The organism is Enterobacter sp. PGRG2, from assembly GCF_030291195.1.
GTDB lineage: Bacteria > Pseudomonadota > Gammaproteobacteria > Enterobacterales > Enterobacteriaceae > Enterobacter_D.
Genome location: NZ_CP127837.1, coordinates 1766816 through 1779365 on the forward strand (window position 1 = coordinate 1766816; position 12550 = coordinate 1779365).

Below are 12550 nucleotides of genomic sequence, written 5' to 3' on the forward strand. Positions count from 1 at the left end.
ATAGGTTTATACGAAACTTTACGCTTAATCGCAGTCGTTGCGTCTACCATTAATAACCCAGATAGCATTTTTTACTGCCCATCAGGAGGTATTTGATATGGCGTACCAGACAATGAATCCTTTTACCAACGAGCTTGTAAAAGAGTATCCGCCCCACAGCGATGCCGAGGTTGAAAGCGCGCTGCAAAAAGCCGATGCGCTATATCACTCCGACTGGGCGAAAGGGAATATTGATCAGCGGCTGCCGATCCTGCACCGCCTGGCCGATCTGATGGAAGAGCAGCAGGAAGAACTGGCAAAAATTGCCACCCAGGACATGGGCAAGCTGATTGAACAGAGCCGTGGCGAAGTGGCGCTGTGCGCGAAAATTGCCCGCTATTACGCGGATAACGCCAAAACCTTCCTTGCGCCGGTGAAATATGACTCCGATCTGGGCGACGCCTGGGTTGAGCATCACCCGATTGGCGTACTGCTGGCGGTGGAGCCGTGGAACTTCCCTTATTATCAGCTGATGCGTGTGCTGGCACCAAACCTCGCCGCCGGTAACCCGGTGCTGGTAAAACATGCGAGTATTGTGCCGCACTGTGCTGAAGCCTTTGCGCATCTGGTGCGTGAAGCGGGCGCGCCCGAAGGGGCGTACACAAACCTGTTTATTTCATCCGATCAGGTATCAAACATTATCGCCGATGACCGCGTGCAGGGCGTGGCGCTGACCGGTTCAGAAAAAGCAGGTGGTATCGTCGCTGCGCAGGCGGCGAAGAAACTGAAAAAATCGACGCTGGAGCTGGGCGGTAACGACGTGTTCGTGGTGCTCGACGACGCCGATATGGAAAAAGCGGTGAAAGTGGGTGTCATGGCGCGGTTGCAGAACGCCGGGCAGGTATGTACCGCGGCGAAACGCTTTATCATCCATGAGGCGGTGGCGGATAAGTTCCTTGAAAAATACACCGAGGCGTTCTGTCAGGTGAAGATGGGCGATCCGCTGGATGAAAGCACTACTCTCGGCCCGCTATCCTCGAAAGATGCCGTCGAAACCCTGACCAAACAGGTGGACGAGGCGGTGAAAAATGGCGCGACGCTGCACTATGGCGGTAAGCCAGTCGACCACAAAGGTAACTTCTTTGAACCGACCATTCTCACCAACATCACCCGCGATAACCCGGCGTACTTTGAAGAGTTCTTCGGCCCGGTGGCGCAGATCTATGTGGTGAAAAATGATGATGAAGTGGTGAAGCTGGCGAACGACTCCCACTACGGTCTGGGCGGCGCGATCTTCAGCCAGAACATCGAGCGGGCCAAAGGTCTCGCCTCGCGTATCGAAACCGGGATGGTTTACATCAACTCGCTGACCGACACCGCGCCGGAACTGCCGTTCGGCGGCGTCAAGCGCTCCGGCTTTGGCCGCGAGCTGTCGGATCTGGGGATCAAGGAGTTTGTGAACCAGAAGCTGGTGGTGGTGAGTAAGTAATTACTGATTAGCATCATGGCCCTCCCGCAGGGAAGGGCCAGCCTCCTTCCGTTTTAAGCCTCTTATCCCCCTGATTCAAACGCCATATTAGCGATGTGCTAAAACTGTGAAATAATAACCAGCATCAAGAATGATACGGGAAAGAGCGATGTCGACTGAACTGCTGGGGCTGACCTGGGACGCAAGCGTGATCCCGGAGGTTAAAAACGTGGGTAACCGCGTGGCGTTATTTACCTTTAAAACCCATATGGCAGGTTTTGTGTGGGACGCGGCACAGCTGGAAAATAACCCCTATACCTATGTTGAAGTTAAAACCCTGCTGGATGGCGTTACCGTCGGCGGCCATAAAGTTAGTGATACCGAGCAGGTGTTAAACCTTGCTGACAGCAGCAAAAAGCTGATTGAGCTGGTGCAGACCGGGCGGTTTGATCTCGATAAAAAAACCTTCACGCTGCTACACAGTATTATTGCCCGTAACGAAGCGCTGGAATGGGGCGTTTTCCGGGGCGAAGGGGATGAGGTGCATTATCAGGCCCGCGTTCACCTGGGGGAACTGGGTACGCATTTTCCGCCCGCAACGGCAGCCGGCGCTCCGGAACTTAACCGGATATTTTCAGAAGGTGCCCGCCAGATCAAAACCCTGCCGCCTTTTGAAGGCGCGCTGGCCATGTTCCTTTTTGGCGCTTATTTCCAGTTTTTCTTTGACGGTAATAAACGCACCAGTCGTCATATGATGAATGGCTGGTTGATGCTGCACGGCTTCAACCCTATCAGCATCCCCGCTGCCCGTGCGCTGGAATTTAACGCCCGAATGGTGCGTTTTTATCACAGTAAAGATGCCACCGAAATGATGGAGTTTCTGGTGGAGTGTTATCAGGATTAACGTTATGCCGGATGGCGGCTGCGCCTTATCCGGCCTGGATTATTTCTTCAGCCCCGCAAAGGCCGCTCTGATCTCGTCTTCCGGCAACTGTACCCCGATAAACACCAGCTGGCTGTGCGGTGGTTCGTCGCCCCACGGACGGTCCCAGTCGGCGCTGTACAGGCGCTGCACGCCCTGGAACAGCAGGCGGTTTGGTTCGCCGTCGATCCACAGCATCCCTTTGTAGCGCAGCAGCTTTTCCGCGAAGCTCAGCAGCAGGTTTTCCATTACCCGCGACACTTCGCTGATGTCCACCGGGTAATCCATCTCCACCACAATAGACGCAATATCATTCTGTTTATCGCCCATAAAGTGGAAGCGCGGCTTCGCCGGGACGATGGTTTCTTCCAGCATAAAGCCATGAGTGTTAAACAGCAGCGCCAGATCGGTTTCGCCGTGGATCACGGTGTAGATGGGCGCGCGGGCGTTGATGCGCGCCAGCCGTTCGCGCAGCGGTTCGGCCTCGCCAGCAATATCGGTTTTGGTGAGCAGAATGCGGTCGGCATAGCCCACCTGCGACTGGGCCAGGGTGAACTGATTCATCTGCTCATCGGCATGTACCGCGTCCACCAGCGCGATCACGCCGTCCAGCAGGTAACGCTGGCAGATAATTTCATGATTAAAGAAGGTCTGAATAATCGGGCCGGGATCGGCCATGCCGGTGCATTCGATCACCAGCCGGTCAAATTCGATATCGCCTTTGTCGAGGCTGTCGAGCAGATCCAGCAGCGCGTCCTGTAATTCATTAGAACGGCTACAGCAGATACAGCCGTTGGTCAGGGTTTTGATCTGCGTGGCGCGATCGCCGATCAGCTGAGTATCGACGGAGACTTCCCCGAACTCATTTTCGATGACGGCAATTTTATAACCGTGCTGTTCATTGAGGATGTGGCGCAGCAGGGTGGTTTTTCCTGCGCCAAGAAAACCGGTGAGGAGGGTGACGGCAATCGGGGTCATGAGGTTTCCTTCTTAACAGCAGCTGCTTCCGCCGCTGCCATAGCGTGCTTCCTGACGTTCACGGAAGAACTCGTTATAGGTCATACAGGGCTTGTCCGGGTGATTGGTTTTCATATGCTCGACGTAGTTGTCGTAATCAGGAATACCAATCAGCATACGCGCGGCCTGGCCGAGATACTTTTTTGCTTCGCCTAAGTTACCAAACATTTTCCATCCCGATAAGAAAAAGCCCGGCGGCGCTACGCGTGCCGGACCTGAAGTATTTTGTAGGGCGGGTCAGCGCAGCGCCACCCGCCAGGCTACTTAGTGATGCGAGGAGGTTTTCACGCCGCCTTCCGGCACCGGCACGTACGGCGTTTCTTTATCCGTGCGTACCGTGCTGTTGCGGGCTTTCATCCAGGTTTTGAAACCGTAGAAAATGATGCTGTACACCACCACCAGGAACAGAATGCTCAGGCCTGCGTTGGTGTAGTTGTTCACCACGATGTGGTTCATGTTCGCCACTTCCTGCGCGGTCAGCTCGCCGCCAGCGGCAATTCGCGCTTTGTACTGGCTGGCCATGTAGAAGAAGCCTTCCATCTGCGGATTGTCGCTGAACAGCTTCAGGCCGAGCGCCCAGGTGGTGCAGATCAGCAGCCACACCGCCGGAACCACCGTCACCCAGATGTATTTAGTGCGCTGCATTTTCACCAGCACCACCGTACCCAGCACCAGCGCCACGGCAGCCAGCATCTGGTTGGAGATGCCGAACAGCGGCCACAGGCTCTTCACGCCGCCCAGCGGATCGACCACGCCCTGATACAGCAGGTAGCCCCACAGTCCCACGCAGCCCGCCGTACCGATAATACCGGCCACCAGCGAATCGGTTTTCTTCAGGAAAGGCACGAAGTTACCCAGCAGATCCTGCAACATAAAGCGGCCGGAACGGGTACCCGCATCCAGCGCGGTCAGAATGAACAGCGCCTCAAACAGAATGCCGAAGTGGTACCAGAAGCCCATGTCAGCCCACGGCAGGATCTTGTGGAACACATGCGCGATCCCCACCGCCAGCGTCGGCGCGCCACCGGCACGGTTGAGCACGGATGGCTCGCCGATGTCTTTCGCGGTTTGCAGGATCTGCTCAGGGGAAATCACAAAGCCCCAGGAACTGACGGTGGCCGCCGCGTGCGCGGTGACGTCTTTCAGCTGCGCCATGATCATCGGCCCGTTTTCGCCGCCCAGCTCATGCAGGTTTGGCATCACGATGCCCAGACCGGCAGGCGGGGTGTTCATGGCAAAGTACAGGCCCGGCTCGATAATGGACGCCGCCACCAGCGCCATGATGGCGACGAAGGATTCCATCAGCATTGCGCCATAACCGATAAAGCGCGCGTCGGTTTCACAGGCCAGCAGCTTCGGCGTGGTGCCGGAGGCGATCAGTGCATGGAAGCCGGATACCGCGCCACAGGCGATGGTGATAAACAGGAACGGGAAGAGCGCGCCTTTCCACAGCGGACCGGTACCGTCGATGTACTGGGTCATGGCAGGCATTTTCAGTTCCGGATTAAGGATCACAATGCCGATAGCCAGACCGACGATGACGCCGATTTTCAGGAAGGTCGCCAGATAGTCACGCGGCGCGAGGATCAGCCATACCGGCAGCAGCGCCGAGATAAAGGCGTAGCCAATCAGCGTAAAGGTGATGGTGGTGTCTTTAAAGGTCAGCGCCGGGCCCCAGTACGGATCGTGCGCAATCACACCGCCGAAATAAATCGACGCCACCAGCAGCAGGATACCGATCACCGACACTTCACCCACGCGACCCGGACGCAGGAAGCGCATGTAAATGCCCATAAAGAGCGCGATAGGCACCGTTGAGCAGACGGTAAAGACGCCCCACGGCGATTCCGCCAGCGCTTTCACCACGATCAGCGCCAGCACGGCGAGGATGATGATCATGATCAGGAAGCAGCCGAACAGCGCAATGGTGCCGGGTACCGGGCCCATTTCTTCTTTGATCATCTCGCCCAGAGACGCGCCGTTACGGCGGGAGGAGATGAACAGCACCATAAAGTCCTGTACCGCACCGGCCAGCACCACGCCCGCCAGCAGCCACAGGGTGCCCGGCAGGTAGCCCATTTGCGCGGCGAGCACCGGGCCGACCAGCGGGCCTGCCCCGGCGATAGCGGCAAAATGGTGCCCGAACAGCACGTTACGGTTGGTCGGCACATAGTTCAGGCCGTCGTTGTTAATGACCGCGGGCGTGGCGCGCGTCGGGTCGAGTTTCATCACCTTCTGGGCGATGTAGAGGCTGTAGTAGCGGTAGGCCACAAGGTAAACCGAAACAGAAGCGACGACGATCCACAGGGCGCTTACGCTTTCACCCCGTCGTAAGGCGACGACCGCCAGACAGAATGCACCGAGGATCCCCAGTATCGCCCAGGGTAAGTGCTTAAGTAGCTTTTTATTATCCATATCAGACCTGGCTTTAAGACCGAAAAGGTCAATGTGTAAGTAGTGAGTTGAAGAGACAGCTTGCCGGGCAGATCATGACAAAGAGTGCGCAAAAAACGGGCGTAATCTGGCTAAGCGGTAGTTAATCGGGGGTGAGCGGTCGGCGTGAGGAGTAAGCGGTTAATAGTCGCTGTGAGCGGCAGAAAATGTGTGATTGCGATCACGTGAAAATTTACGTTTCGTAGAAGCGTATGGCAGCAGACGCTTCTACGGAAGCACTTTAAATAACGATAAAGCAGTATGGCGTGTTATCGATAGGTTGCAGCAGTACGTGTCTGTCACGTGATTTTGTCTGGTAATACTTATCGTTAAGGTAACGATCAATGAGTTGGTCGAGCCGTTCGCGATCAATCAACGTAGTAATGCCCAATGTCCAGAAGCTGCGCAGATCGATTTCAGAACGTTTAATACGCGCGCTCTTTTCCAGATCCCGAATCATATTTTTCACACAACTTGTGGGATCACGGTTCTGTTTTACTTCCAGCGCGATATAAGTATCCAGTGCCCAGCCTTTTTTTCTCAGCAGAAAATCGGTGCGCAGACTATTGCGTACCGGATTTTTACGTAAATCACACCCCAACGTCTGTTCACGCCACCACTCATGCCCGGTAGAAACCAGCAGGTTAGCAAATTCAATCTGCATCCAGATTTCCCAGCCAGAGATATCGTACTGGTCGATAATGTTGAGCTTCTGGCGAATATCTTCCCGTTCAAAAAAAAGATGTAGCAAGGTCGTCAAATGGTCGTAATCGCGATCAATCATGGGGTTCTCCCGAAAAAATCACATTATATGCATGGTTTTTAGGATGAAAAACCATAGTGTGATAATTGTTGTTACATCGTAACTTAATGAAAATTATCGGGATATCGTGCTGAATTAGACGACTGCATGGAAGGGGGCTACACACTCATCGACTACCGCTTATGCGATTTACCGTAAAGTTTTTCTTATCCAGGCCGACAAAGTGTTATTCGTCCAAAGGAATGAAAAACATGTTAAACCGTATCAAAATTGTGACCAGTTTACTGCTGGTACTGTGTTTATTTGGCCTTTTACAATTAACCTCCGGTGGTCTCTTCTTTAACGCCCTCAAGCATGACAAAGAAAACTTCACCGTTCTGCAAACCATTCGCGCTCAGCAATCCACGCTGAACGGCAGCTGGGTGGCGCTGTTGCAGACCCGTAACACGCTCAACCGTGCCGGGATCCGCTACATGATGGATCAGAATAACATCGGCAGCGGCGCGACCGTGGCGGAACTGATGCAGATTGCGACCGCGTCCCTGAAACAGGCGGAAGTGCGCTGGAACGAGTATCAGGCGCTGCCGCGCGATCCTCGCCAGAGCGAAGCCGCAGCCGCCGAAGTGAAGCGTAACTACGACATCTATCACGGTGCGCTGGCCGAGCTGATCCAGTTACTGGGCGCAGGCAAAATCACCGAGTTCTTCGATCAGCCAACCCAGGGTTATCAGGATGGCTTTGAGAAGCAGTATGTGCAGTATCTGGAGCAGAACGACCATCTGTATGACGTGGCGGTCGCCGATAACGACAGCTCCTACAGCATGGCGGTGTGGATCATTATCAGCGTGCTGACCGTGGTGCTGGCGGTGATTATTGCCGTGTGGTTCGGCATTAAAAACGTGCTGATTGCTCCGCTGCAACGTCTGGTGGAAAGCATCCGTCACATTGCGGGCGGCGATCTGGAACAGGATATCAACGTACACGGCACTAACGAGATGGGGCAGCTGGCAGACAGCCTGCGCCACATGCAGAGCGAGCTGGTACGTACCGTGGGCGACGTGCGCAGCGGCGCGGACGCGATTTACAGCGGCGCCAGCGAAATCTCCGCCGGTAATAACGATCTCTCCTCCCGTACTGAACAGCAGGCCGCTTCCCTGGAAGAGACTGCCGCCAGCATGGAAGAGCTGACCGCTACCGTGAAGCAGAACGCCGAAAACGCCCGTCAGGCGAGCCATCTGGCGCTCAGCGCGTCAGAAACCGCGCAGAAGGGCGGCAAGGTGGTGGATAACGTGGTGCAGACCATGCGCGACATCGCCGGCAGTTCGCAGAAAATTGCTGACATTATCAGCGTGATCGACGGCATTGCCTTCCAGACCAACATCCTGGCGCTGAACGCCGCGGTGGAAGCGGCACGTGCCGGTGAACAGGGCCGTGGTTTTGCGGTGGTGGCCGGTGAAGTGCGTAACCTCGCCCAGCGTAGTGCCCAGGCGGCGCGTGAAATTAAGAGCCTGATCGAAGACTCTGTGGGTCGCGTTGAAATCGGCTCCACGCTGGTGGAAAGCGCCGGTGAAACCATGGATGAGATCGTCAGCGCGGTAACCCGTGTGACCGACATCATGGGCGAAATCGCCTCTGCCTCTGATGAGCAGAGCCGCGGTATCGACCAGGTAGGTCTGGCGGTCGCGGAAATGGATCGGGTGACGCAGCAGAACGCCTCGCTGGTGGAAGAATCCGCCGCWGCSGCTGCTGCCCTGGAAGAGCAGGCGAGCCGTCTGACGCAGGCGGTTGCCGTGTTCCGCACCCGTCGCGTCGCACGCCCGGCTTCAGCAGGCATCACCCCGGTGCAGACCATGGCGCCGACGGTGTTGACGCGTAAAGTCGCGACGACAGATGAGAACTGGGAAACGTTTTAAACTTTAAATGCCCGGTGGCGCTGCGCTTACCGGGCCTACAGGATCGCCTCTGTAGGCCCGGCAAGCCTGCGCCGCCGGGCATTAACGTTCAAATGGTTTGCTGATTGTAGGCCCGGCAAGCTTCGCGCCGCCGGGCATTAACGTTCAAATGGTTTGCTGATTGTAGGCCTGGCAAGCTTCGCGCCGCCGGGCACATCCAAATTTACCCGCCGACTTTCACCACTTTAATTTCCACCATCCCGATACCCAGCTGACGCGGTGAATGACCGAGAATATTGCCCTCGTTCGTGGACTGCGGATCAGGCGGGATAATCTCCAGCGTATTACTCTGCGCCGGATTACTGAAGCGCAGCGTGGTGGTGGAAAGATCGTGACCGAGCGTCAGCGTCTGTTCGCTGTTACCGACGCGCACCGGGATAGGGCGATCGGCGTTTGGGCCAAAGGCTTTGGCGGTGATCACCAGTTCAAACTCCGCGGGCAGCGGCGCTTTGTATTCGATTTTTACCGCCTTACCAAGCTGAGCGTTAGACCAGCGTCCCCAGGATTCCGGACGCGAAATACCGCTGAACTGCTTCACTTCCTCCGGCGCGCCGGCGACGTTAAACACAAAGCTGTCGGCTTTGTAGCGAATATCGTTATCCACCACTTTTAATTTATCGACGTTCGCCTTATAGCGCAGGGTGTCGATCATGGTCTCTTTGAAGGCCGTTTTGCCTTGCCACTGTGCGCGGTCAACGCGCTGTACGCGCTGCTCGCCGCCCAGTTGTCCCTGGGAGACGCACCAGTCGGTGGAGAGCGCCAGCTGCGGCGCCCACAGCTGCGCCATCTTGTAGCACTGATCGACCCACACGAAATTATCACGCGGCGCGAAATCCGCCAGCTGGAAGCGCAGCGGGGCGGAGTATTCACTCTCCGGCAGCGGCTCGACGCGCTGATCGGAAACACGCAACAGCAGCGGCAGACGGAAATGGCTGCCGGAAAAGGCGATCATCTTTTTGTCGGTATCGACGGTGAAATCCTTCATCTCTTTCGGGAAGTTCCACAGCCGGATGATGTCCGGCTTCCAGGACAGCACCTTCTCTTTCATATTCAGGAAGGATTCCGACAGCGACTGGCCGGAAAGGCTGCTGCGCCCGAGGCCGATAAAGTTATCGCCGCCGAGAATATCCAGCACAGTCGCGCCGTTATCCATGGTGTTGCGCTTGATGCCGGACACGTCCTGCTGCGGTTTATCGCCACGCAGCACAAAGAACAGGTTGTTGCGATCCTGCTTGCTGAGGTATTTCCAGGCGGTGTTATTCATCGCCAGATGATCGGACGAGACCACAATCACCGTGTCCTTGTACCAGGGCGAGGCCTGGATTTTCTGGATCAGCGCCGCAATATGCTGCTGGCTACAGGTGACCGCGCTGAACGACTGGTTAAGTTTGCCGTCCATCTCATAGCGTTTACGATCGCAGGTCCGCGAGATAAAACCGTCAGGATGATGGGTGTCCACCGTCAGGGTGAACAGCGAAAAACGTTTGCCGCTTTTGGACAGTTCTTCGTACTTTTTCCACACCTCATCCAGCACGGTGTCGTCGTAAAAACCCCAGTCATTACGGTAAGCAGGATCGGCAACCTGGCTTTTCAGCTCTTCCGCACCCACCAGATGATCGAAACCGTGGGATTTCAGGAACACGTCTTTACCGGCGAAACGCAGATTCGCACCCTGCACGAAATGGTTTTCATAGCCGGAGTTTTTCAGGATATCCCCCAGACACAGATTCTGCGGGAAGAAGCTCGACATGGACGCAGAGGCGTTGCCTTCAAAAGGCGCGAACAGCGGAATGCCGCACTGGGAGGCCACCATACCGGCAATGGTGTAATCGGTGCCGGGCAGCTGCGCGGTATGGGTAAAATCGATGCTGTTATTTTTGATTGCCCCCAGCTCCGGCGTCAGATCCGGGAAGGCGGCGTTATCGAAATAAGTGCGCTCAAGACTCTCGCCGTAGATATAGACGAGGTTGAGTTTGGGATCCGGAATGCTTTTGGCGGGCACTTTATACCAGGTGTCGAAGTCCGGCGAGCTTTCCCGCGACTGGGATTTCACCAGCTCGGTGATCTGGTGAAACGCCGGGCTGGCATCCACCGAGCCGAGCGCCAGCATCAGCGCCAGCAGGCTGTAGCCGAAATGAAAGGGCATATGGCGGCGACGGCGCAAAATCCAGCCGAGGGCGCTGAACACCGCAATCAGCGCGAGGATCAGGCCCGCGCCGGGCAGTATGTACTTACTGACGCCCGCGCCGGTCAGGCTGTTGGTCAGCGTGTAGAGCACCGCATCGTTGATACCGTCACCGGTAAAGTAATCGCTGGCGTAGAGGGTGATATTAAGAACCACAAAAAGGCCGAGCACAATCAGCGTGGCGGTAAACCACCACGTATTGCGGCCTGCTTTCCAGGCGTAAATCACCACGGAAGCAAGAAAAAGGGCAAGGGAAAGCAATTCCGACACAGCCTGTCCTCATCAGTCGCCAGTCGCGCGGCTGGCCATTGCTGTTATTTTTGAGCGATACAATGTAAATGGGATGTCATACTGCTGCAATTCTAGTGTCATTAAATCGTGCAGTGATTCAGATTTGGTTTAGATGTGTGACTATTTGAAGAGCGTCGCATCTTTAAATGAGGCGGGAATAATGGCGGGCAAAGATGGAAAGCGGCAGGCGACGTCGCGTCTGTCATGAACGCGACGTTTACGCCCCTCAGGACAGGAAGCCTATCCCCTGTTTCAGTACGATATCGCAGGCTTTGGTTTTGACTTTCTCCGCCAGCGGGGAGTTGCCGATATTACTCAGGCTGAGTTGTTCACCCTCTTTGGTGTTAAGCAGTCCCTGGAGGCCATCAAGATAGTTGGTATCCTGCTGCTGCGCGGCGGGCGTACTCAGGCCCAGTTTTTCCATCACCTGATTTTTCACGTTTTCCGCATTCGTGACTGACGCCAGCTTGTTTTTGGCGCAATACTGCAAAATGCCTGCGGCATTGTTCATGTTGTCGGCGCTTAACGCCTGGTTGCCGCCGTTAAGTAAGCCGCCCAGTGACGAGAGCGACAGGCCGCCCTGCTGTGAGTCATTGTTCTGGCTGAGCTGCGTGGCAGCGCTGGAGAGGGATTCCTGCCAGGAGGCGGCGTTGGCGGCGGTGGAGAGAAGGGCGCTGCCGACAAGGGCGCAGCAAAGCATACGTTGGGCTAATTTCATCTGGCGTACTCTTGGGTAATGCCCTGACGGGCAGGATCGGCCCATTATTACAGGGCCGACGCGCATTACGGGTTCAGATTGCTCTCAATACTCTTTTCCGGTGACGCGGCTGCGGTAGCTTTCCCAGTTGAATATCACCCACAGGCTGTTGCCCAGACGCATCCTGTCCATCACGCGCTCACCGAGCAGTTTGGTCATTTCGTCCATATTGCTGTTGGTCAGCATCCCGGTCGGGCGTTTGGAGGAGGAGCGGCGATCGACGATCTGATTGATGATCACTTTTTCGTAGCGCGATTCGGACTGCATGCCGATCTCGTCGATCACCAGCAGATCGACATTGCTCAGATCGTTGAGCAACTGCTCCTCGCTGATCTGGCGATTATTGAAGGTGTCTTTCATCGCCGACATAATATCCGCCACGGTAATAATCAGCACCGATTTGCCGCGCAGCAGCAGTTCGTTGCAGATAGCCGCCGCGAGGTGATTTTTACCGGTGCCAGGCTTGCCGGAAAAGATAAAGCTGGCGATGTTGCCGTCGAAGGCTTCCACGTACTGACGCGCTTTGGCAAGGGCGTTCATCTGGCCTTCGTTCTCGACTTTATAGTTATCGAACGAGCAGTTCTGGTGTAAAGGACGGATGCCGGAGCGGTTAAAGGTGCGCTGCATTTTCATGGCGCGGTTTTCACGCGCAAGGGCAGCGGCGCGGATCTCACCTTGCTCTTTTTGCCACGCCAGCAGCTCTTCGCCCGTTTTAAACGCGGGTTTAACGTGCTCTGGCATCATCTTTTGCAGACGTTTCATCAGTTCGCCGACGTTTTTCAT

10 protein-coding genes are annotated in these 12550 nt (G+C 55.8%); 3 read left to right on the forward strand and 7 right to left on the reverse strand.

The window, feature by feature from the left end; genetic code table 11:
• Positions 1-97 precede the first annotated feature (97 nt).
• Both QRD42_RS07615 and QRD42_RS07620 read left to right on the forward strand, forming a co-directional pair.
• On the forward strand, positions 98-1468 hold the full coding sequence (locus tag QRD42_RS07615) for an NAD-dependent succinate-semialdehyde dehydrogenase (protein ID WP_321988549.1): 1371 nt from the start codon (positions 98-100) through the stop codon (positions 1466-1468).
• A gap of 148 nt (positions 1469-1616) precedes the next feature.
• Positions 1617-2351: a Fic family protein gene (locus QRD42_RS07620; RefSeq protein WP_321988550.1), complete on the forward strand. Its 735-nt coding sequence runs from the start codon at positions 1617-1619 to the stop codon at positions 2349-2351.
• Positions 2352-2390: 39 nt separating this feature from the next.
• On the opposite strand, the gene yjiA is transcribed toward QRD42_RS07620, so the two are convergent.
• From yjiA to QRD42_RS07640, 4 genes are all read right to left on the reverse strand, one after another.
• Positions 2391-3347: a GTPase gene (yjiA, locus tag QRD42_RS07625; RefSeq protein WP_321988551.1), complete on the reverse strand. Its 957-nt coding sequence runs from the start codon at positions 3345-3347 to the stop codon at positions 2391-2393.
• A gap of 12 nt (positions 3348-3359) precedes the next feature.
• Complete coding sequence (locus QRD42_RS07630) at positions 3360-3554, reverse strand: YbdD/YjiX family protein (RefSeq protein WP_072570412.1); 195 nt, start codon at positions 3552-3554, stop codon at positions 3360-3362.
• A 96-nt stretch (positions 3555-3650) separates the two neighbouring features.
• Entirely contained in the window at positions 3651-5801 is a 2151-nt protein-coding gene (locus tag QRD42_RS07635) for a carbon starvation CstA family protein (protein ID WP_321988552.1), read from the reverse strand.
• A 259-nt stretch (positions 5802-6060) separates the two neighbouring features.
• Complete coding sequence (locus QRD42_RS07640) at positions 6061-6603, reverse strand: hypothetical protein (RefSeq protein WP_072570414.1); 543 nt, start codon at positions 6601-6603, stop codon at positions 6061-6063.
• Between the two features lie 230 nt (positions 6604-6833).
• On the opposite strand from QRD42_RS07640, the gene tsr reads away from it, so the two are divergent.
• Positions 6834-8495: a methyl-accepting chemotaxis protein gene (gene tsr, locus QRD42_RS07645; protein ID WP_072570415.1), complete on the forward strand. Its 1662-nt coding sequence runs from the start codon at positions 6834-6836 to the stop codon at positions 8493-8495.
• A 202-nt stretch (positions 8496-8697) separates the two neighbouring features.
• Here the strand turns inward: tsr and opgB are convergent, their stop codons facing one another.
• The 3 genes from opgB to dnaC form a co-directional block, all read right to left on the reverse strand.
• Positions 8698-10989, reverse strand: a complete 2292-nt coding sequence (gene opgB / locus QRD42_RS07650; protein WP_321988553.1) for a phosphatidylglycerol--membrane-oligosaccharide glycerophosphotransferase — start codon at positions 10987-10989, stop codon at positions 8698-8700.
• A 247-nt stretch (positions 10990-11236) separates the two neighbouring features.
• Positions 11237-11728 carry a DUF2501 domain-containing protein gene (locus QRD42_RS07655; protein WP_072570417.1) on the reverse strand — a complete coding sequence of 164 codons (492 nt, stop codon included), beginning with the start codon at positions 11726-11728 and terminating at the stop codon, positions 11237-11239.
• Positions 11729-11812: 84 nt separating this feature from the next.
• Entirely contained in the window at positions 11813-12550 is a 738-nt protein-coding gene (gene dnaC, locus QRD42_RS07660) for a DNA replication protein DnaC (RefSeq protein WP_072570418.1), read from the reverse strand.

Bases quoted from the DNA above. Each gene is read 5' to 3' on its own strand.
- QRD42_RS07655 (WP_072570417.1), bottom strand. From the start codon at position 11,728: ATGAAATTAGCCCAACGTATGCTTTGCTGCGCCCTTGTCGGCAGCGCC.
- QRD42_RS07615 (WP_321988549.1), top strand. From the start codon at position 98: ATGGCGTACCAGACAATGAATCCTTTTACCAACGAGCTTGTAAAAGAG.
- dnaC (WP_072570418.1), bottom strand. From the start codon at position 12,550: ATGAAAAACGTCGGCGAACTGATGAAACGTCTGCAAAAGATGATGCCA.
- QRD42_RS07620 (WP_321988550.1), top strand. From the start codon at position 1,617: ATGTCGACTGAACTGCTGGGGCTGACCTGGGACGCAAGCGTGATCCCG.
- QRD42_RS07630 (WP_072570412.1), bottom strand. From the start codon at position 3,554: ATGTTTGGTAACTTAGGCGAAGCAAAAAAGTATCTCGGCCAGGCCGCG.
- QRD42_RS07635 (WP_321988552.1), bottom strand. From the start codon at position 5,801: ATGGATAATAAAAAGCTACTTAAGCACTTACCCTGGGCGATACTGGGG.
- yjiA (WP_321988551.1), bottom strand. From the start codon at position 3,347: ATGACCCCGATTGCCGTCACCCTCCTCACCGGTTTTCTTGGCGCAGGA.
- QRD42_RS07640 (WP_072570414.1), bottom strand. From the start codon at position 6,603: ATGATTGATCGCGATTACGACCATTTGACGACCTTGCTACATCTTTTT.